This window comes from Marinomonas gallaica, from assembly GCF_049821165.1.
GTDB lineage: Bacteria > Pseudomonadota > Gammaproteobacteria > Pseudomonadales > Marinomonadaceae > Marinomonas > Marinomonas gallaica.
This window is the reverse complement of the sequence record NZ_CP187511.1, coordinates 3,434,663-3,453,736: the sequence shown is the minus strand read 5'-3', so window position 1 is coordinate 3,453,736 and position 19,074 is coordinate 3,434,663. Positions and strand designations below refer to the sequence as shown.

Genomic DNA, 19,074 nt, shown 5'->3' with positions numbered 1-19,074 from the left:
TATGAGTCTTGATGTCGCTGCTATTCGTGAGCAGTTTCCAATTTTAAAACGCGAAATCGATGGCAACCCTCTGGTCTATCTTGATAATGCAGCGACGACTCAGAAGCCGCAGTGTGTTATCGATGCGCTGGTGGAGTATTACTCTCTTTATAATTCAAATGTACATCGAGGTGCTCATCGTCTAGCCGACGAAGCGACGCGTAAATTTGAACACGCGCGCGACATCGTTAAAGACTTTATTAATGCGCCAAAGCGTGAAGAAGTGATTTGGACATCGGGCACAACCGAAGGCATCAATATGATTGCTAACGGTTTGTCTAAGTTGCTGAAAAGCACTGATGAAGTGATTGTGACGGGGATGGAGCATCATGCCAATATCGTTACTTGGCAGCAAGCCTGTAAAGTAGCGGGTGCGACATTACGTACCGTACCCGTGACGGATAAAGGCGAGCTTGACTTAGATGCGTATGTTTCATTGTTAAATGAAAATACCAAACTGGTTGCTTTTCCACATGTATCGAACTCGCTGGGAACGGTTAACCCTATTGCGTGGTTAACAGAACAAGCGAAGAAATTCGATGCGTGGGTGTTGGTGGATGGCGCGCAAGGCATTGCTCATGGTGATGTGGATGTGCAAGCGATAGGCTGTGATTTTTATGCATTCTCGGGCCATAAAATTTACGCACCAATGGGCGTGGGAGTTTTATGGGGCAAAGAAGCATTATTGGCTGAGTGGCCTGTATGGCAAACCGGTGGTGAGATGATTGCAACGGTAACGCTTCAAGATGCCACTTGGAACGTTTTACCGTATCGTCTAGAAGCGGGTACGCCAAATGTGGGTGATGCGATTGCTTTAGGTGAGGCGATTCGTTGGTTCGATGCTTTTGATCATGCTGAGGTTGCGGCCCATGAGCAGGCATTGATGTCTCGCGCAACAGAGCTTGCCAAAGAGTTTGATGGCTTACGTATGATTGGCGAAGCGGAGCATAAAGTCGGAGCATTTAGTTTCGTGCTCGATCAAGGTCACCCAGCTGACATTGGGTTCTTATTGGACCGCCAAGGTATTGCTATTCGTACGGGAGATCACTGTGCCCAGCCATTAATGGCACGTTTTGGTGTCCCTGGAACCGCCCGTATGTCTTTCTCTATCTACAACACAATTGAAGAAGTGGAACTGTTCTTCAAAGCATTGAAGAAAGTTCACATGATGTTGGCCTAGGAGGCATATTATGTCGACAGAAACATTTGATCCGAACCAAAGCGTGTCGTTAACCGATGCAGCACGTAAGTTCTTTGCCTCGAAGTTGACCGCTGAAGCCAGCTTGGTTCGGTTAAGTACAAAAGAAAGTGGCTGTACTGGTTATGCTTACGTATTAGATATTGTAAGTGCGCCAGAAGCAGGTGATGCGATTATAGATTTTGATGGTGTTAAATTGGCCATTGATGATCAGTCATTGACGCTTCTGCAAGGTACTGAAATTGATCTTGTTAAAGAAGGGATCAATCAGGTCGTGAAATTTAATAATCCTAACGTTATAGCTGAGTGTGGCTGTGGCGAAAGCTTTAGTGTGAATTAATAGCATGCAAAAAATGGTCGTAACTCAACGTGAGTGTCCTGCTCGCCGAGTACCGAGTGGTGATCCTACCACCATCCCTGAAGGTCAGTTTATTACGATCAATCAGGCGCTAGGTGGTAACTACACCGTTACTTTTCAAGGTAACATGCTGCGGATTGATGGCACCGATGCGGATGCAATTGGTCAAGAGCCTGAAGTGCTGAGCTTTAATGACGATGGTTCTGGTCAGGTAGTAGAAGATCAAGTTTGGAAAGCGCTTGATAGTGTATACGACCCAGAAATTCCGATTAGCTTAGTGTCTTTAGGATTGATATACAGTGTTGCGATTGATGCAGACAGTAAGCGTGTCGACATTAATATGACGTTGACGGCGCCTGGTTGTGGTATGGGGCCAGTATTAGTCAGTGATGTTAAGTATCGTGTTGCGAAAGTTCCGAACGTTACTGACGTTCATGTGGAACTGGTGTTTGATCCACCTTGGTCTCGTGACATGATGAGTGAAGAAGCTCAGCTCGAAGCGGGCTTGTTCTTCTAACGCATACAGTTTGAGCATAAAATCGATTACAATACCCAGCGGCCAATGCTTAACCCATTGGCCGTTTTCTTTTTGGACCGCACAACAAGCGAGGCATTATGTCTTTACCGACGACAGAAGAAATTATTGATGACATCTCCTTTTTTGATGATTGGGAAGACAAGTACAAATACATTATTGATTTAGGTAAATCACTGCCTGAATTTGATGACGCTTGGCGGACACCTGAGCGCTTAGTGAAAGGCTGTCAAAGCAACGTTTGGATTCAGCCAGGTGCTACGCAAGATCCTGTCAAAGGAGAGGTGTTGACCTTCTCAGTAGACAGTGATGCAGTGATTGTCCGCGGCTTGTTAGGTGTTGTGATGGCGGCTTACAACGAAAGAACGCCGGCTGAAATCATTGGTTTTGATATCGACAAATATTTCTCTGAGTTGGATTTAGAGAGCCATCTTAGCCCGACTCGTGGTAATGGCCTGCGTTCGATTGTGGGTCGTGTGCAAGCCATTGCGAAAGCGTCTGTTTAGTTTTTAATTTTTGCGTTACCTTGGAGAATTTCCATGCAAACACCTGTTTACCTCGACAACTCAGCGACTACGCCAGTTGATCCTCGTGTCGCCGAAAAAATGATGCAATGTTTGACGCAAGACGGCAATTTTGGCAATCCTGCTTCGCGATCGCATTTATTTGGATGGCGTGCTGAAGAGGCTGTTGAAGATGCGCGTTTACAGGTAGCAGAATTGATTGCAGCAGAAGCGCGTGAAATCGTATGGACATCGGGGGCAACCGAGGCAAACAATTTAGCGATTAAGGGGGTGGCGCATGCCAATAAACTTAAAGGGCGTCATATTGTAACCTCTATGATTGAGCACAAAGCAGTGCTTGACCCTTGTCGTCAGCTTGAGCAAGAAGGGTTTGAGGTAACTTACTTACAGCCGAATGCACGGGGTGAAATTACCGTGTCTAGTGTTGTTGAGGTATTGCGTGAAGACACCATTCTTGTGTCACTGATGCACGGCAATAATGAGCTGGGTGTTGTGACAGATATTGCAGCGATTGGCCATGAAACGCGTCAAAGAGGCATCTATTTTCATGTTGACGCTGCGCAAACCACCGGTAAAGTTTCCATTGATGTGAATGCCATGAAAGTGGACTTGATGTCGCTAACCGCCCATAAAACGTATGGTCCGAAAGGGGTTGGCGCTTTGTATGTGCGCCGTATTCCTAAGGTGAAGCTCGAAGCGCAAATGCACGGCGGTGGCCATGAGCGAGGTATGCGTTCAGGTACGCTTGCTACTCACCAGATAGTTGGTATGGGTGAGGCGTTTGCCATTGCTAAAGCAGACATGGTTGAAGACTGTACTCGTATCCGTGCTCTTCGTGAAAAATTATGGGATGGTCTAGCTCAAATGCCTGGAGTACATCTGAATGGTGACGCTGAAAATCGAGTTGTAGGTGTTGTTAACGTGGGCTTCGATGGTGTAGAAGGTGAAGTATTGCTGATGTCATTATCTGATGTTGCGCTTTCTTCTGGTTCCGCTTGTACCTCAGCAAGTTTAGAACCATCGTATGTGCTGCGAGCCATTGGGCTATCCGACGAGTTGGCTCATGCCTCATTGCGTATGTCGGTTGGCCGCTTTACCACGGAAGAAGAGATCGACTTTGTTATTGAAACCGTCAAAAACGCTGTGTTACAACTGCGCGGCGCTTAATAACGGAAAAAAGGATATATTTTCCGTTATTATCCTTAAAAAAGCCTGTGGACGCATACAAATTTCATCAAGACATGCGTATAATCCACGCGCTAAAACTTATTAGTCGAGTCCGCAATATCGCGTACTCTTAGAAATACAATTTTGGAGTTTATCATGGCGCTAGAACGCACTCTATCTATCATCAAGCCAGATGCTGTTGCTAAAAACGTAATCGGTGAAATCTACTCTCGTTTCGAGCGTACTGGTTTGAAAATCGTTGAAGCTAAATTGATCCAACTAGACGACGAGCTAGCGGGTGGTTTCTACGCTGAGCATAAAGAGCGTCCATTCTACAAAGACCTAGTTGCATTCATGACTTCTGGTCCTGTTGTTGTTTCTGTTCTTGAAGGCGAAGGCGCTGTTCTACGTCACCGTGAACTAATGGGTGCGACTAACCCTAAAGAAGCAGCGGCTGGCACTCTACGCGCAGACTACGCTGAATCTATCGATGCGAACGCTGTTCACGGTTCTGACTCTGTTGAGTCTGCTGCACGTGAAATTGCTTACTTCTTCGGTAAGTAATTGATTTTAAACCTCTCTTTTCTTTTTTGGAAAGATGGTTATAGAGAAGCGGGCCTATGGCCCGCTTCTTTGCAGAGGCTTCTGAAAAGATTAACGTTTTTCAGAAGCTTTTTTGTCTACACTTAACGCTTTAGGGCGAATGATTGATATTTATGACTGACACCGCAAAAGTAAACCTACTTGGCCTTTCTCCAGAGAAACTGATTGAGTTTTTTGAGTCGATTGGCGAAAAGAAATTTCGTGCAACGCAAGTGATGAAATGGATTCATCAAAAGGGCGCAGAATCCTTTGAAGAGATGACGGATGTCAGTAAAAAACTGCGTGCGAAGCTTGAAACAATTTGTGAAATTCGTGCACCTGAAATCGTTTCTCAAAACATCTCTACAGATGGCACGCGTAAGTGGATCATTCGTACTGAAGGTGGTCAAAACAACTGCGTTGAAGCGGTATTAATTCCTGATGGTGATCGCGCAACATTATGTGTCTCTTCGCAAGTGGGTTGCTCTTTAGATTGCAGCTTTTGTTCGACAGGTAAACAGGGCTTTAACCGTAATCTTACGGCTGCAGAAATCATTGGCCAGGTTTGGATTGCGATTAAATCTTTTGGTCCAATGGATCCGAGTGGCCCGCGTCGCGTGACAAATGTAGTGATGATGGGCATGGGCGAGCCTTTGATGAACTTCGAGCCAGTAGTGGACGCCATGACCCTGATGATGCATGACAATGCGTATGGCTTATCAAAGCGTCGCGTAACACTGAGTACATCTGGTGTGGTGCCGCGAATTTACGATCTCGTAAAACGTACCGATGTTTCATTAGCGGTTTCATTGCACGCGCCTAACAATGCACTGCGAAATGAACTGGTGCCAATTAATAAGAAATACCCGATCGAACAGTTGCTCGAGGCGTGTCAGCATTATCTTGATAACCTTTCTGATAAACGACATATCACCATCGAATATACAATGATGGCAGGCGTCAATGACCAAGAGGTGCATGCACGTGAGCTCTCGACGTTGTTGCAGGATTTAGAATGTAAAATTAACTTGATTCCGTTTAATCCTTTCCCGAACTCTGGTTACGACAAACCGTCAAATAATCAGACGCGACGCTTCCAAAAAATCTTAGCCGATGATGGATATACAGTAACGGTTCGTACCACTCGCGGTGATGATATTGATGCTGCATGTGGTCAATTGGTTGGCGATTTCATGGATAAAACGCGTCGTTCGCAAAAGTACATCGAATTGCGCCAAGTATCAGAATAAGGTTGTTCAAAAAGGCAGTTTTTAAGTGAATAGGCGTGACTTGTAAGTAACATGTCAGATTTACTTAGAAACTTGCCGTTGATAGAAAAGATTTTCATCATTTTCGCGTGATTGGTTTGATGGGCGGCAACAATCTTGATTTAATACAAAGCTTATAAAAGAAAGCGCTTTTTATTAATATTCAGGCATTTATTGTCCGCTTCATTGGACTTAATCAAACGCTACCATTTTGTCTGTCGTGCGATCCACCCGCATGAAACTGACCATACATTTGGGTAGCCCAGCGCTTCCATGCCTGCTATACCAAGGTAATACCATGACAACTGATTTAGAGATGGATATCGCTCGCGAACAAGAAAGAAAAACGCTGGATATTGGCCAGAGTTTGCGGGCGAAACGTCTGACCCTGGCTATAGATGAGCGCCAAGTGGCGACGGAATTAAAGCTTTCTATCGAGCATGTCTATGCATTAGAAAACAATGATTTCATTCGTTTTCGGTCAACGACGTTTGCTCGTGGCTATATTAAAAGCTATTGCCGTTTGTTGGGAGAAGATCATCGTCCTGTTTTAGCTGCTTTTGATGAGCAGCAGTCCGTAAAAGAAAGCAACATTCGTCCTGTGGACAACGTGAAATCTCAAGCTTCAGGTCGTGACCCTATCTTTGTCATTGTTTCAGCTATCATTGTTGCAATTATTGCGTTCGTCGCATTTTGGTGGCCAGCCCAATCCTCTGAGCCTGATGTGCAGCAAGATCCTGTGGTGCAAGAACAATCTGCCGAGTTAAATGAAAATCAAAACGGTACACCTGTCGAAGAAGAGTCTGTTGAGACAGATGCACCAACTGGTGATCAGGCCGCCTCTGAACTTAATGAGCCTGAGGTGGATTTAGAATCGCTTGATTTATCCGCATTGTCGAATATTGAAACGCAAACAGTCTTGGATGAAGCAGCTGACGTAGTGACAGGTCTTTCGGCAGAAACCATTGCCTTACTTGAAGATGCGGGAGTCGATCCGCAAGACGTTGTTGAAGCCACTCGTGAGCCAGAGCCTGTTCCGGCTCCCATTGAGATTGAATCACCGGCTTTTAATCATGATATTGTGATGACGTTTGATGCAGATTGTTGGACACAAGTACGCGATAGCACAGGCCGTGTTATCTTTTCTGGTGTAAAATCCGCTGGTAGCAGTCTTGAATTAGACGGTCAGGCCCCATATCGAGTAACGTTAGGGTACGCCCGTGGCGTGACTGAGCTCCTATACAAGGGAGAGCCATTCGACTTTTCCACTTATATACGTAAAGATCTAGCTCGTTTTGAGCTTGAGTAGAGATAAGCATGCATTTCGAATCTCCAATTAAACGTCGCCACTCCCGCCAAATTATGGTGGGAAATGTACCGGTTGGCGGCGATGCACCGATTAGTGTGCAAAGTATGACAAACACAGAAACCTGTGATGTTGCGGCAACGGTCGCTCAAATTCGTGCGATGCAAGACGCTGGCGCAGATATTGTACGTGTCTCTGTTCCATCGTTAGATGCTGCAGAAGCATTTAAGTCTATTCGTGAGCAAGTTGATCTACCGCTGGTTGCAGACATCCACTTCGATTACAAAATCGCTTTGAAAGTGGCTGAGTACGGTGTTGATTGTTTGCGTATTAACCCGGGTAATATCGGTAATAAAGATCGCATCCGTGCTGTGGTGGATTGTGCTCGTGATAAGAACATTCCGATTCGTATTGGTGTGAATGCAGGGTCGTTGGAAAAAGACTTGCAGAAAAAATACGGTGAACCAACGCCCGATGCTCTGGTTGAGTCGGCTTTTCGTCAGATCGAATATTTTGATGAACTGGACTTCCAAGAGTTTAAACTCAGTTTAAAAGCTTCGGATGTCTTTATGACCGTAGAAGCCTACCGTAAAATCGCAAGCCAGATTGATAATCCCCTTCATTTGGGGATTACAGAAGCAGGTGGTTTACGTTCAGGGACAGTGAAATCCTCCATTGGCTTAGGCTTATTGTTGATGGATGGCATAGGCGACACCTTACGGGTTTCATTAGCTGCTGATCCCGTGCAAGAAGTCAAAGTGGGTTGGGATATGTTGCGTAGTTTGAAGCTGCGTAATCGTGGCATTAACTTCATTGCCTGTCCAAGCTGCTCGCGCCAAAATTTCGACGTAGTCAAAACGATGAATGAGTTAGAAGAGCGTCTAGAGGACATTAAAGTCTCTATGGATGTTGCGGTTATTGGGTGTGTAGTGAATGGTCCAGGTGAAGCGAAAGAGGCTGACCTAGGTTTAGCTGGCGGTAGCCCAAATAACTTGGTTTACTTAGATGGCAAGCCCAATACAAAAGTTAAAAACGAAACCTTGGTTGACGATCTTGAACGAATGATTCGAGACAAAGCCTTGGAGAAAGAGAAACAAGAATTGAATCTTATCGCTAAGTCATAAGGGCACGAACAGTGGGTCGTAAAGTACAAGCAATTCGCGGAATGAACGACATTCTGCCAGGTCAATCTTCAGTTTGGCAGTATCTTGAAAAAACAGTAGCTCAAGTTGTATCGGGCTACGGCTACCAGCAAATTCGTTTTCCTATCGTTGAGCATACTGAGTTGTTCAAGCGTGGTGTCGGTGAGACAACGGACATTGTTGAAAAAGAAATGTACACCTTTGATGACCGTAATGGCGAATCGCTGACCTTGCGTCCTGAAGGGACTGCAAGTTGTGTGCGAGCTGCAGACCAAGCTGGGTTGTTGTTTAATCAAACGCAACGTCTTTGGTATGTCGGTCCTATGTTCCGTTACGAACGCCCACAAAAAGGTCGTTACCGTCAATTTCATCAGATTGGTGTCGAGTCTTTTGGCATGGCTACACCGGACATCGATGCCGAACTGATTATTTTGTCAGCGCGTTTGTGGAAGAAACTGGGGTTACTTGAACACGTTGAGTTGCAACTGAATACGATTGGTGTTGCCTCAGCGCGTGAATCTTTCAAAGCTGCGTTGGTTGAGTACCTAACACAATACAAAGATCAGTTGGACGAAGACAGTCAACGTCGTCTATCCACTAATCCATTGCGTATTTTGGATTCAAAAGACGAAAATACTCAGAAGGTATTGGTTAATGCACCGAGCCTAGAGGATTTTATCGACGAAGAATCTCAAGCGCATTTTGACCGCCTTCAGGCGATCTTAAAAGCCAATGATGTGCCGTTTGTGATTAATAACAAACTTGTGCGTGGCTTAGACTACTACGGTAAAACAGTATTTGAGTGGGTGACATCGCACCTTGGTGCTCAAGCAACTGTCTGTGCAGGCGGTCGTTATGATGGCTTAGTTGAGCAACTCGGTGGTAAAGCTACCCCTGCGGTAGGCTTTGCTATGGGGGTTGAGCGCTTAGTGTTATTGCTAGAAACGCTAGATTTAATACCGAGCGAAGCAAAAGATACAACCGATGTATTTATGGTGTCATTTGGTGATGCTGCGGAACTTCAATCATTTGTTGTGGCCGAATCGTTACGTAATGCCGGTCAAAATTGGACTGTGTTGCGCCATTGCGGTGGTGGTAATTTTAAAAATCAAATGAAAAAAGCCGACAAGTCTGGTGCGCGATTCACATTGATTATTGGTGATAGCGAAGTAGAAGAGGGCGTTGTGCAGGTAAAAGACATGCAGACGGGTGAGCAGACTTCTTGCGCCAATTCTGATTTAGTCGGTAATTTGCTAGAGAAGCTAAACGGCTAAGGGCACTGCGGGTGCCATCGTTCGCAATAGGATTATGAGGAACAAAGTGTGTCTGAATTAAAGACTGAAGAAGAACAGATTGAAGCGTTTAAAAACTGGTGGAAGAAAAACGGCACCTCTCTAGTGTTAGCTGTAGCCGTTGGTGTAGGCGGTTACTTTGGGCTTCAAGCTTGGCAGAACAGCCAAGCCAATCATATTTCTGAGGCCTCATCGTTGTACCAAAATCTAACCGAAGCAGCGGCGGATCTGGACAAAGAAGAAAACCAGAAAACGGTGCGCTTTATTGCTCAGCAATTAGCAGATGATTACGATGACACAGGCTATGCTGTGTTTAGCCAATTATTTGTTGCGCGCATTGATGCTCAAGCGGGTGATTATGACGCCGCTGAGAGTGCTCTATCAAAGGTTGTAGAGCAGTCAGAAGATGCGTCATTTGATGCCGTAGCAAATATTCGAATTGCGCGACTTCAGGCTGAGCAAGAAAAATACGATGCAGCGATGACAACACTTAGTGCGGTGTCACAAGCTGAGTTTGCTGGACAAGTTGAAGAGCTGCGCGGCGACATTCTATTGGCTCAGGGTAAGCGAAAGCAAGCTCGTGAAGCTTATGAAAGTGCTGCAGCTGCAATGGGAGAAGATGCACAGCATCCTCTATTAGAGATCAAAATGAAGGATTTGGTGAAGGGCTAGTTGACTATGTGGAAGCCAATGATCGCGGCAGCCGTTGTAAGTGCTGCATTGCTACAAGGTTGTTCAACACGACTGTTACCGCCACCTTCTGGCGTCGATCAAGAAGTGTACTTCGATGCTAACTGGCGTACCAAAGTAAATGGTGGCGCAGGTGAGCAAACTGAGACATTCAATATCGTGGCGCAGGATGGCACGCTAGCATTAGTAACGAGTCGCGGTGCTTTATATGAATTGGCTCAAGCAAATGGTCAACAAGTGAAACACCTAGAAACAGGATATCGTCCGAGTGCGGGTGTTTCTCGCGATGGCGATACTTTCTTTTTTGGTACTTTTGACGGTGAATTGGTCGCAGCATCACTGGCTGAGCAAAAAGTACTGTGGACTCAGTCTTTAACGTCCGAAATCTTGTCTGAGACAGGTAACGGTGAAGGCCGTGTTGCGGTTCAGACGGGTGATGGATGGTTAACCGTTATGGACGCCGCGACGGGCAAAACGTTGTGGCGAGATAAAGAAGATATTCCGGCTCTAACCGTTCGTGGTACAAGTGCCCCGATTATCGAAAGCGGCAAAGTGATTGCAGGCTTCGCCAGCGGTAAGGTCAAAGCGTATAACTTACGTACTGGTGACCAGATTTGGGAATACTCAGTGGGTAAACCCGAAGGTCGTTACGAAATCGAGCGTTTGACTGATATTAGCGGCCGTTTAGTATTCGAAAACGGGCTGATCTATTCTGTGGCTTATAATGGCACATTAACTGCGCTCGCACCGCAAACAGGTCGTCCTGTTTGGCAACGTAATATTTCCAGTGCGGTCGGTGTGGATGTGAAAGGTAATGAACTAACCATTATTGATCAAGATAATGTGGTCTATGCACTAAACGCTCGTAATGGTTCTACGCTTTGGCAAAACGACTCGTTAAAAGAGCGCGATTTGGCATCGCCTGTATTTTATAAAGAATACGTAGCTGTTTTGGATCGTGGTGGTTGGATCCATTTGTTAAATCGAACCACGGGTGAAGTGGAAGCGTGGACGCTGGCGGACTCGAAACGTCCTGCTGGCAGTCGCATGGTGTCGAATGATGAACAATTGTTTATACTTACGCCAACAGCGAATGTGACTGCGTTACACTATTGGTAACAGATGTAGTCTAGAGCGGAAGCTCAAAGCACTTTTTAAAGAGGCTGCTTCGCTCAAAAGGCGTAGCAGCCACTTTGTATTTTTATAGGTTGAAAAAATGATCCCAGTTATTGCATTGGTCGGTCGACCCAATGTTGGAAAATCTACTCTGTTTAATCAGCTGACGCGTTCACGCGATGCGCTTGTTGCAGATTACCCAGGCTTAACTCGTGACCGTAAATACGGCGATGGCAAAGCGGGTGAGCACGAATTTATCGTTATTGATACAGGTGGTATCAGTGGTGACGAGCAGGGTATTGATGAGCATATGGCACGTCAGTCGCTACTTGCTATTGAAGAAGCCGATGTGGTGCTGTTTTTGGTTGATGGCCGCCATGGTTTAAACCCTGCTGATGAAATGATCGCCAATCATTTACGTCGTTCTGAAAAGACGATTTACTTAGTGGTCAACAAAACAGATGGTATTAATGAAGACATTGCATTAGCAGACTTTTACTCGCTAGGTATGGGACAGTTGTATTCTATCGCTGCAGCCCATGGTAAAGGTGTGCGATCGCTGATTGATATCGTCATGTTGCCGTTCGCTGAGCGTGTTGCCGAAGCACGCGAGCAAATCGAGTTTAATGCAAAAGGTATTCGTATCGGTGTCATCGGCCGCCCTAATGTAGGTAAGTCGACGCTAGTAAACCGCATGTTGGGTGAAGAGCGTGTAATTGTTTATGACTTGCCAGGGACGACCCGTGACAGTGTCTATATACCTTATAAACGTCATGACAAAGACTACACCTTGATTGATACGGCAGGGGTGCGTCGTCGTAAGCACGTTACTGAAGCCGTTGAGAAATTCTCGATTGTTAAAACACTGCAAGCAATCCAAGACGCTAACGTTGTTATTTGTGTGATTGACTCGCATGAAGACTTGGTTGAACAAGATCTTCATATGATTGGTTATGCCTTGGATGCCGGTCGTGGATTGGTGATTGCCATCAACAAATGGGATGGTCTGAAAAAAGACGAACGTGAACATATTAAGAAAGAAGTTGAGCGTCGTTTAGGTTTTGTGCCTTATGCGAAAGTCCACTACATTTCCGCGTTACATGGAACGGGCGTGGGCGATCTGTATGACACTATTGAGGAAACTTACGAATCTTGTTATGCCAAATGGTCTACCAATCGACTCACTAAGATTCTTGAAGATGCGGTTTCAGAGCATCAACCACCAATGGTAAAAGGCCGCCGTATCAAATTGCGTTATGCTCACCAAGGGGGTTCAAACCCTCCACGTATTGTTGTGCATGGTAATCAAACCAATTCATTACCGGGTAGCTACAAGCGTTACTTAGAGAATAAATTTCGTACCGTTTTAAACATTACGGGAACGCCTATTTCGTTTGAATTTAAATCGTCGGATAACCCATACGCGCCGAAGAAGTAATTCAAGTCAAAAGATATGAAAAGCCCTGCTAGGCGACAACTTAGCAGGGTTTTTTTGTCTGTGCTCGACATTAGTCTTAAAGCTATTGTTCTATAAAAGACGATCCGCTACTTTGAAGGCAATTGGACACACAAAGAAAAATAATAACGGAGCGCTTATGTCTCAATCGGTGGAATTTTCAACCCTACCATTTGCTAGCCATTTCAAATTAGGGGTCATTCGGCTTGCCTCACCCCGCACATTAAATGCTTTAAATCTTGAGATGATTGAAGCGATCTCTGAACAGTTACTCGTATGGCAAGAAGATCCCGTTATCTCAGCGGTTTGGATAGAAGGTGCCGGTGAAAAAGCCTTTTGCGCTGGAGGAAATGTGGTCGATGTGTATCGATCACTGATTGAACAGGATGACAATGGTCTGTTTAGTGAGCGGTATTTTGGTAGTGAATACCAATTGGACTTATTAATCCAACGCTATCAAAAACCGGTCATTAGTTGGGGTCATGGTTATATTATGGGCGGCGGTATGGGACTGTTCATGGGAGGCGATTATCGAGTGGTCATGCCTTCGAGTCGACTGGCGATGCCCGAAATCAAAATTGGCTTATATCCGGATGTCGGTGCCAGCTATTTTTTGAATCAACTCCCCGAACATTATGCGCGTTTCTTGGCGCTAACAGCGTATCAAGTTAATGCGACAGACGCCTGTGAGTTAGGTCTAGCTACGCACTACGTATGTGATGACGCTTATACACAGGTATTGCAGCAATTGGCATCCGGTACGATAGATAATTCTGAGCGTAACCAGGTTGCTCATCATATTGAACGAGTATTGCACGGCTTTACGCTGGCTGATGAGGTGCCTTTATTACGTCCGGAGTTGATGTCTCATGACAAAGCGTTGAAAAACTTAATGAGTGGTGACATCGTCAATATTTATCAATCGATGAAGCAATATCAGACTGATAGCTCAACTTTGCAAGCTGCGCGCGATAACTTTCTTAAAGGCAGTCCGCTGTCAGCCTGTTTGATATTGGAGCAGTTAAACTGGGGGATAGGGCAAACATTAGAATCCGTTTTTCAACGTGAAACCGTATTATCCGTCAACATCAGTGTGCATGGTGACTTTTGTGAAGGAGTTCGAGCTTTGCTGGTCGATAAAGATCAAACGCCTACATGGCAGCATGCGTCTGTGTTAGAAGTGCCAAAAGAGACACTTCATCAGTATTTCGCTCCGAGGGCGGCTAGGTCTCAGATATCGAGCTAGCGGCTTTTTGTTCGCAGTCCTGTAAAACAATTTTAAGTGCGGCAATAGCCGTTTCATTGGGAATTTCATTTTCTTCTAGCAGTGCGATTAAGTCGACGGCTAGTTTAATATGGTCCGGTGCGGAATCTAACGACATAGGGATATTTTCTGCATATTTGCTGTCATGTTATTGGTATAAGCTTTTTCTATAATAAGTAATATAACGACTGTAAAGAAGTAAAATGTTAACACATCCTAGAGGTGCGCGTGGTTACAAATGAATTTTGGTTAGAACGCTGGCAAGCGGGTCGAATAGGCTTTCATCGAGATGAAGTCAATCCATGGTTAATTCAGTATTGGCCTCAGATTGGTCGAGGAGCCAAGGTACTGGTGCCATTATGTGGCAAGTCAGCCGATTTGTTATGGCTAGCGAACCAAGGCTACGATGTAACAGGTGTTGAGCTGTCACCGATGGCCGTGGTTGAGTTCTTTGGCGATAACGATTTAACGTATCAAACAGAGCAAGTTGGCAGTCTAAAAGTCCATACTGCATATGGGTTAGCCTTGCGTATTGTGGAAGGGGACTACTTTGATTTTCACGAAACAGGTTTTGATGCTTGTTATGACCGTGCCGCATTGGTTGCGATACCTGAAGAAAAGCGTGAGCAATATGTACTTCATACAAAGCAGCGCCTCACTCCGGAAGCAACTTTGCTGCTAATTACATTAAGTTATGATGGCGATCAAGCTGGACCTCCATTTTCGGTCTTGGACTTTGAGGTGAACGAATTGTGGGGTGACTGGATACGAAAATTAGCCAGTGAAGATCTACTCCAATTAGATGAACGTTATCAAAGTCATGAACGCACTTTTTATGAAGAAAGTGTGTGGCGGATTACCGGTTAATAATATCCCTATATACCTGAGTATTTTTCTGGGATAATAGCCGTCATTCACGATTCCTGATTCATCAATTTCCCAAGCGAACATCGCTTGGGATAGAGTTCTTATGACCAAACGACACAAAACCGCTCCAGATATATTTTCTTACCCCCAGTATTGGGCCGAATGTTATGGCGTTGCGCCATTTTTACCGACTACCCGCGAAGAAATGGATGCCTTAGGCTGGGACAGCTGTGACGTTATCATCGTCACCGGCGATGCCTATATAGACCATCCAAGCTTTGGCATGGCAGTAATGGGCCGTGTCTTGGAGGCTCAAGGTTTTCGTGTCGGTATTATTGATCAACCCGATTGGCGCAGCCCTGATGACTTCATGCGCTTGGGTCGTCCAAATCTGTATTTTGGTGTGACAGCGGGTAACATGGATTCCATGATCAACCGTTACACGGCCGACCTTAAAGTTCGCAACGACGATGCCTATACGCCTTATGGTGCAGGTGGCAAACGTCCTGATCGAGCAGTTATTGTCTATTCGCAACGTTGTAAACAAGCCTTCCATGACGTTCCGGTGATGATCGGTGGTATCGAAGCGAGCTTGCGTCGTATCGCTCAATATGACTATTGGAATGATGAAGTTCGTCGTTCCGTGTTAGTGGACTCTACCGCCGACATCTTGCTCTACGGTAATGCTGAACGCGCTATTATTGATGTGACTCATGCCGTCGCCGCCGGTAAAAAAATGGATGAACTGGAAAACATCCGAGGTACCACGATTATTCGTGATACGCCTCCAGGTGGCTACACTGAAATCGACTCGACGCGTGTTGATTGGCCGAGCAAAGTAGATAAAATTTATAGCCCCTACGAATACATTCCGGAAGGTAAGTGTCAAACTGGTGAGCAAGAAGACGACGATGTCATGCCGATTCGTGTGATTCCAGCGCCGTTACGTAAAGGTGAGAAACTCAACCCTGAGAAAACCTATATTCGCTTACCGTCTTTTGAAAAAGTATCAAAAGACCCTGTGTTATACGCACATACTTCGCGTATTTTGCACATGGAATCCAACCCTCACAATGCGCGTGCCTTGATTCAAAAGCATGGTAAAAAAGAGATTTGGGTTAATCCACCGCCAATTCCATTGGAAACCCCAGAAATGGATGGTGTGTTCGATTTACCGTACGCTCGTGTACCACACCCTAAATATCAGAAAGCGCGTATCCCAGCCTATGACATGATAAAAACGTCGATCAATATTATGCGAGGTTGTTTTGGTGGCTGTACGTTCTGCTCTATTACTGAGCATGAAGGGCGTGTCATTCAATCGCGTTCGCATGAATCGATCCTAAATGAAATCGAAGACATCAAGCAAAAGGTGCCCGGCTTTACCGGTCACATTTCTGACTTGGGTGGACCGACTTCGAACATGTATACGTTGAACTGTAACGATGATGAGGTTCAAGCGTCGTGTCGTAAGTTGTCTTGTGTGTATCCAACGATCTGTTCAAACCTTAAGACTGATCATAGCGCGACGACGTCACTCTATCGCAAAGCACGCTCTGTGGAAGGTATTCATAAAATCTCGATCGCATCAGGTTTACGTTACGACTTGGCGGTAGAAGACCCCGAGTATGTGCGCGAATTAGTTACGCATCATGTCGGCGGGTTATTAAAAATTGCGCCAGAGCACTCTGAAATGGGTACCCTGTCGAAAATGATGAAACCGGGTATGGGCACTTATGACCGCTTCAAGCGCATGTTCGATAAGTATTCAAAAGAAGCGGGTAAGAAACAGCATTTGATTCCTTACTTTATCGCGGCTCACCCAGGCTCTAGCGATGAAGACATGATGAATTTAGCGGTCTGGTTGAAAGAAAATGACTTCAAGCCAGATCAGGTGCAAACGTTCTACCCATCGCCAATGTCGTTAGCAACAGCGATGTATCACTCAGGTAAAAACCCATTACAAGGGGTGACCTACAAGAGTGAAGATGTTTACATCCCGAAAGACTACAAGCAGCGAACGACTCAAAAAGGCTTCTTACGTTATCATGATCCAAGTAACTGGCCTGCGTTACGTGAGACCTTGCGAGTCATGGGGCGTGCTGATCTGATTGGTAATGGCAAAGGTCAATTGGTACCAGACGAAGAAAAAGACAAGCGTACGCCACGTCGTCCAACGAAAGCCAAACCAGGGCAAAAAACGGGTGCATCGCACTCTAGTAATCGCCCTACGTTTGAAAAAATCGCTGAAAACGAGCGTACTCAGCGCAAGCAAAATAAGACAAATGCGTCCAGCACAGAGAGCCGTCCAGCTAAAACAGGTGGTGGTGCGAACCGTTCAAAATCGAAACGACCTGCAGCAAGCAGAACCCGTTAATAGATTAAGGACGACTGCATACTATGTGGTCGTCCTTTGCACCAACTTGTTCACGTAATAGCAAAAGTACCCTTAAAAAGGTGCATTCTCTTCGAAAATCTCCCATAATTCAGCCCCATTATTGGTATACATTATGCATTGATCAAATTAGACACGGTGCTAACCCGCGTTAATACCTCCACAAGAGGTTTACGTTACTAACCTGCGCTCAACCAAAAGTAAGCGTGATGATTGGGAAAACAACTATGAAACTGACACATCAATGGCTTTCAATTCTTGAAGGCTGCATTCTCGTGGCCCTAGGCCTGCATATTTTGAATTCAGTCGGTCTTTTGATCAGCGGTACCGCAGGCATCGGCATGATTCTGTTAAAACTGACCAGTTTAAGCTTTGGACAATTATTTTTCGTTTTAAATTTACCTTTTTACATTTTAGCGTGGCGCGCGCTCGGCAAAGAATTTGCGTTTCGTACCCTTGCTGCGGTGAGCATATTGTCCCTGCTATCTGAATTGTTCCGTCATATCGTACATCTTGAGGTTCATCCAATTGCTGCGGCGATCTTAGGCGGTATGCTGGTAGGGTTTGGTTTGATCATTTTATTTCGTCACAATGCATCACTAGGTGGTTTAAATATTTTGGCGGTCTATTTAGAGCGTCGTTTTAACATACACGCGAGTCGTACCACACTCATTGCTGACTTATGTGTGCTGTCTGTCGCGGTACTTGTACTCGACGGGTGGAGTCTGCTGTATTCTTTATTAGCATTCCTATTATTAAGCTCGGTTGTTGGGCGCTATCATCGTCCGCCAAAATGGGCGCAAAACAATGAGACCAAGCACGCCTAATGAACGCTCAAAAAGTTGTTATTGATCATTTCGATGAAGAGTTGGTGTCCTATCGAACGTTATTGGATGTTTGCTACCGTAGCGTCCATGCCATTCCTGATGTGATTTATTCACCTGAGCAAAAGTCTGTTTGGGCCCCGGACTGTTTAGAAGTTTCAAGCTGGCGCCAACGGCTTCAAGAACGTAAGGTTTGGGTCGCTTTGGGGGTGCAAAATAAAGAGTGCTTAGGATTTATTGAATTAGATCTAAAGGGCGATATTGAATGCCTTTATGTGTGCCCGCGAGTTCAACGTCAAGGCATTGCAAAGGCCCTAGTGATCAAGGCCAGAGAGTATGTCGTCCATCACTATGGAAATAAAACAGAGTGGCGAGTCCAGGCGTCGGATGCCGCTTATGAGTTTTTTCTGAAGTTTGGCTTTTTACCTACTCAGCGCAATCAAATTGAGCGATTCGGTGTTTTGCTTGAAAACACGAGTATGGCAAAATCCCTGCTATAGCTTTTTAACGAGGTGTTGCAAATGGATAGTCTTGAATTAAAAATCCCACCAGCGTTGTTGTTCATTTTAACAGCGACTGTGATGTGGGCCAGTGCTGGGTGTTTACCTGCATTTGACTCAGTAGGGTGGTTTTTGTGTGCTTTGGGATGGTTCAGTTTTGTCATTGGTGGCTTGTTTTGTGTGCTAGGTGTGTTGTGGTTTGTGATACATCATACAACACCTGATCCGCGTGATCCCTCGCAGTCCAGTACGCTGGTAACATCAGGTATTTACAGCAAAACTCGTAATCCTATGTATTTGGGCTTTGTACTATTATTAAGCAGCTATATGTTTTGGCAAGGTTCGCCGCTGATGGCGCTTTACATCGCTGCGTTTGTTTGTTTCTTGACGCGTTATCAAATTATTCCTGAAGAGCGTATTTTAGGGCATCGCTTTGGTCAGACCTTTCAAGAGTACACCAATCGTGTACCACGTTGGTGGTAAAGTCGATCACATTATAAAAGCCCAAACAGTGCTCTGTTTGGGCTTTTTAGTGTTCGGTTAGCAGGTTT

Annotated in this window: 20 protein-coding genes; 19 read left to right on the top strand and 1 reads right to left on the bottom strand. The window is 45.3% G+C overall.

The features are described 5' to 3' along the window. The first annotated feature begins 1 nt into the window (after position 1). The 14 genes from ACPUEK_RS16370 (at position 2) to ACPUEK_RS16305 (ending at position 13,919) form a co-directional block, all read left to right on the top strand. Complete coding sequence (locus tag ACPUEK_RS16370; RefSeq protein WP_067036289.1) at positions 2 to 1,219, top strand: aminotransferase class V-fold PLP-dependent enzyme; 1,218 nt, start codon at positions 2 to 4, stop codon at positions 1,217 to 1,219. A 10-nt stretch (positions 1,220 to 1,229) separates the two neighbouring features. Beyond that, positions 1,230 to 1,577, top strand: coding sequence for a HesB/IscA family protein (locus ACPUEK_RS16365; RefSeq protein WP_425641493.1), 348 nt, complete (start codon positions 1,230 to 1,232; stop codon positions 1,575 to 1,577). A 4-nt stretch (positions 1,578 to 1,581) separates the two neighbouring features. Next, positions 1,582 to 2,112 carry a putative Fe-S cluster assembly protein SufT gene (gene sufT / locus ACPUEK_RS16360; RefSeq protein WP_067218067.1) on the top strand — a complete coding sequence of 177 codons (531 nt, stop codon included), beginning with the start codon at positions 1,582 to 1,584 and terminating at the stop codon, positions 2,110 to 2,112. A 98-nt stretch (positions 2,113 to 2,210) separates the two neighbouring features. Then, entirely contained in the window at positions 2,211 to 2,636 is a 426-nt protein-coding gene (locus ACPUEK_RS16355; protein WP_067036299.1) for a SufE family protein, read from the top strand. Positions 2,637 to 2,669: 33 nt separating this feature from the next. Continuing rightward, entirely contained in the window at positions 2,670 to 3,821 is a 1,152-nt protein-coding gene (locus ACPUEK_RS16350) for an IscS subfamily cysteine desulfurase (RefSeq protein WP_425641492.1), read from the top strand. Positions 3,822 to 3,977: 156 nt separating this feature from the next. Continuing rightward, positions 3,978 to 4,385: a nucleoside-diphosphate kinase gene (ndk, locus tag ACPUEK_RS16345; protein WP_067036305.1), complete on the top strand. Its 408-nt coding sequence runs from the start codon at positions 3,978 to 3,980 to the stop codon at positions 4,383 to 4,385. 152 nt (positions 4,386 to 4,537) lie between these two features. Further along, complete coding sequence (gene rlmN, locus ACPUEK_RS16340) at positions 4,538 to 5,653, top strand: 23S rRNA (adenine(2503)-C(2))-methyltransferase RlmN (protein WP_425641491.1); 1,116 nt, start codon at positions 4,538 to 4,540, stop codon at positions 5,651 to 5,653. 316 nt (positions 5,654 to 5,969) lie between these two features. Next, a complete protein-coding gene (locus ACPUEK_RS16335; RefSeq protein WP_425641490.1) occupies positions 5,970 to 6,980 on the top strand; it encodes a RodZ domain-containing protein in 1,011 nt (336 codons plus the stop codon). Between the two features lie 8 nt (positions 6,981 to 6,988). After that, entirely contained in the window at positions 6,989 to 8,101 is a 1,113-nt protein-coding gene (gene ispG / locus ACPUEK_RS16330) for a flavodoxin-dependent (E)-4-hydroxy-3-methylbut-2-enyl-diphosphate synthase (RefSeq protein ID WP_067218074.1), read from the top strand. 11 nt (positions 8,102 to 8,112) lie between these two features. Continuing rightward, positions 8,113 to 9,393, top strand: a complete 1,281-nt coding sequence (gene hisS / locus ACPUEK_RS16325; protein ID WP_425641489.1) for a histidine--tRNA ligase — start codon at positions 8,113 to 8,115, stop codon at positions 9,391 to 9,393. A gap of 48 nt (positions 9,394 to 9,441) precedes the next feature. Further along, positions 9,442 to 10,083, top strand: coding sequence for a YfgM family protein (locus ACPUEK_RS16320; protein WP_425641488.1), 642 nt, complete (start codon positions 9,442 to 9,444; stop codon positions 10,081 to 10,083). Positions 10,084 to 10,089: 6 nt separating this feature from the next. Beyond that, on the top strand, positions 10,090 to 11,220 hold the full coding sequence (gene bamB, locus ACPUEK_RS16315) for an outer membrane protein assembly factor BamB (protein ID WP_067218078.1): 1,131 nt from the start codon (positions 10,090 to 10,092) through the stop codon (positions 11,218 to 11,220). 97 nt (positions 11,221 to 11,317) lie between these two features. Further along, on the top strand, positions 11,318 to 12,655 hold the full coding sequence (gene der, locus ACPUEK_RS16310; protein ID WP_067036322.1) for a ribosome biogenesis GTPase Der: 1,338 nt from the start codon (positions 11,318 to 11,320) through the stop codon (positions 12,653 to 12,655). Positions 12,656 to 12,812: 157 nt separating this feature from the next. Then, complete coding sequence (locus ACPUEK_RS16305; RefSeq protein WP_067218081.1) at positions 12,813 to 13,919, top strand: enoyl-CoA hydratase/isomerase family protein; 1,107 nt, start codon at positions 12,813 to 12,815, stop codon at positions 13,917 to 13,919. Here the strand turns inward: ACPUEK_RS16305 and ACPUEK_RS16300 are convergent. Beyond that, a complete protein-coding gene (locus ACPUEK_RS16300; RefSeq protein WP_067218084.1) occupies positions 13,897 to 14,055 on the bottom strand; it encodes a DUF2496 domain-containing protein in 159 nt (52 codons plus the stop codon). The genes ACPUEK_RS16305 and ACPUEK_RS16300 overlap by 23 nt on opposite strands. A 110-nt stretch (positions 14,056 to 14,165) precedes the next feature. On the opposite strand from ACPUEK_RS16300, the gene ACPUEK_RS16295 reads away from it, so the two are divergent. The 5 genes from ACPUEK_RS16295 (at position 14,166) to ACPUEK_RS16275 (ending at position 19,006) form a co-directional block, all read left to right on the top strand. Next, a complete protein-coding gene (locus tag ACPUEK_RS16295; protein WP_425641486.1) occupies positions 14,166 to 14,804 on the top strand; it encodes a thiopurine S-methyltransferase in 639 nt (212 codons plus the stop codon). Positions 14,805 to 14,907: 103 nt separating this feature from the next. Next, entirely contained in the window at positions 14,908 to 17,181 is a 2,274-nt protein-coding gene (locus ACPUEK_RS16290) for a YgiQ family radical SAM protein (RefSeq protein ID WP_067218087.1), read from the top strand. A gap of 245 nt (positions 17,182 to 17,426) precedes the next feature. After that, positions 17,427 to 18,026, top strand: a complete 600-nt coding sequence (locus ACPUEK_RS16285) for a YitT family protein (RefSeq protein ID WP_425641485.1) — start codon at positions 17,427 to 17,429, stop codon at positions 18,024 to 18,026. Beyond that, positions 18,026 to 18,523, top strand: a complete 498-nt coding sequence (locus ACPUEK_RS16280) for a GNAT family N-acetyltransferase (protein ID WP_425641483.1) — start codon at positions 18,026 to 18,028, stop codon at positions 18,521 to 18,523. The genes ACPUEK_RS16285 and ACPUEK_RS16280 overlap by 1 nt, the downstream gene beginning before the upstream one ends. A gap of 21 nt (positions 18,524 to 18,544) precedes the next feature. Continuing rightward, positions 18,545 to 19,006, top strand: a complete 462-nt coding sequence (locus tag ACPUEK_RS16275) for a methyltransferase family protein (RefSeq protein WP_425641482.1) — start codon at positions 18,545 to 18,547, stop codon at positions 19,004 to 19,006. Positions 19,007 to 19,074 lie beyond the last annotated feature (68 nt).

Bases quoted from the DNA above. Each gene is read 5' to 3' on its own strand.
- ACPUEK_RS16370 (WP_067036289.1), top strand. From the start codon at position 2: ATGAGTCTTGATGTCGCTGCTATTCGTGAGCAGTTTCCAATTTTAAAA.
- ACPUEK_RS16365 (WP_425641493.1), top strand. From the start codon at position 1,230: ATGTCGACAGAAACATTTGATCCGAACCAAAGCGTGTCGTTAACCGAT.
- sufT (WP_067218067.1), top strand. From the start codon at position 1,582: ATGCAAAAAATGGTCGTAACTCAACGTGAGTGTCCTGCTCGCCGAGTA.
- ACPUEK_RS16355 (WP_067036299.1), top strand. From the start codon at position 2,211: ATGTCTTTACCGACGACAGAAGAAATTATTGATGACATCTCCTTTTTT.
- ACPUEK_RS16350 (WP_425641492.1), top strand. From the start codon at position 2,670: ATGCAAACACCTGTTTACCTCGACAACTCAGCGACTACGCCAGTTGAT.
- ndk (WP_067036305.1), top strand. From the start codon at position 3,978: ATGGCGCTAGAACGCACTCTATCTATCATCAAGCCAGATGCTGTTGCT.
- rlmN (WP_425641491.1), top strand. From the start codon at position 4,538: ATGACTGACACCGCAAAAGTAAACCTACTTGGCCTTTCTCCAGAGAAA.
- ACPUEK_RS16335 (WP_425641490.1), top strand. From the start codon at position 5,970: ATGACAACTGATTTAGAGATGGATATCGCTCGCGAACAAGAAAGAAAA.
- ispG (WP_067218074.1), top strand. From the start codon at position 6,989: ATGCATTTCGAATCTCCAATTAAACGTCGCCACTCCCGCCAAATTATG.
- bamB (WP_067218078.1), top strand. From the start codon at position 10,090: ATGTGGAAGCCAATGATCGCGGCAGCCGTTGTAAGTGCTGCATTGCTA.
- der (WP_067036322.1), top strand. From the start codon at position 11,318: ATGATCCCAGTTATTGCATTGGTCGGTCGACCCAATGTTGGAAAATCT.
- ACPUEK_RS16305 (WP_067218081.1), top strand. From the start codon at position 12,813: ATGTCTCAATCGGTGGAATTTTCAACCCTACCATTTGCTAGCCATTTC.
- ACPUEK_RS16300 (WP_067218084.1), bottom strand. From the start codon at position 14,055: ATGTCGTTAGATTCCGCACCGGACCATATTAAACTAGCCGTCGACTTA.
- ACPUEK_RS16290 (WP_067218087.1), top strand. From the start codon at position 14,908: ATGACCAAACGACACAAAACCGCTCCAGATATATTTTCTTACCCCCAG.
- ACPUEK_RS16285 (WP_425641485.1), top strand. From the start codon at position 17,427: ATGAAACTGACACATCAATGGCTTTCAATTCTTGAAGGCTGCATTCTC.
- ACPUEK_RS16280 (WP_425641483.1), top strand. From the start codon at position 18,026: ATGAACGCTCAAAAAGTTGTTATTGATCATTTCGATGAAGAGTTGGTG.
- ACPUEK_RS16275 (WP_425641482.1), top strand. From the start codon at position 18,545: ATGGATAGTCTTGAATTAAAAATCCCACCAGCGTTGTTGTTCATTTTA.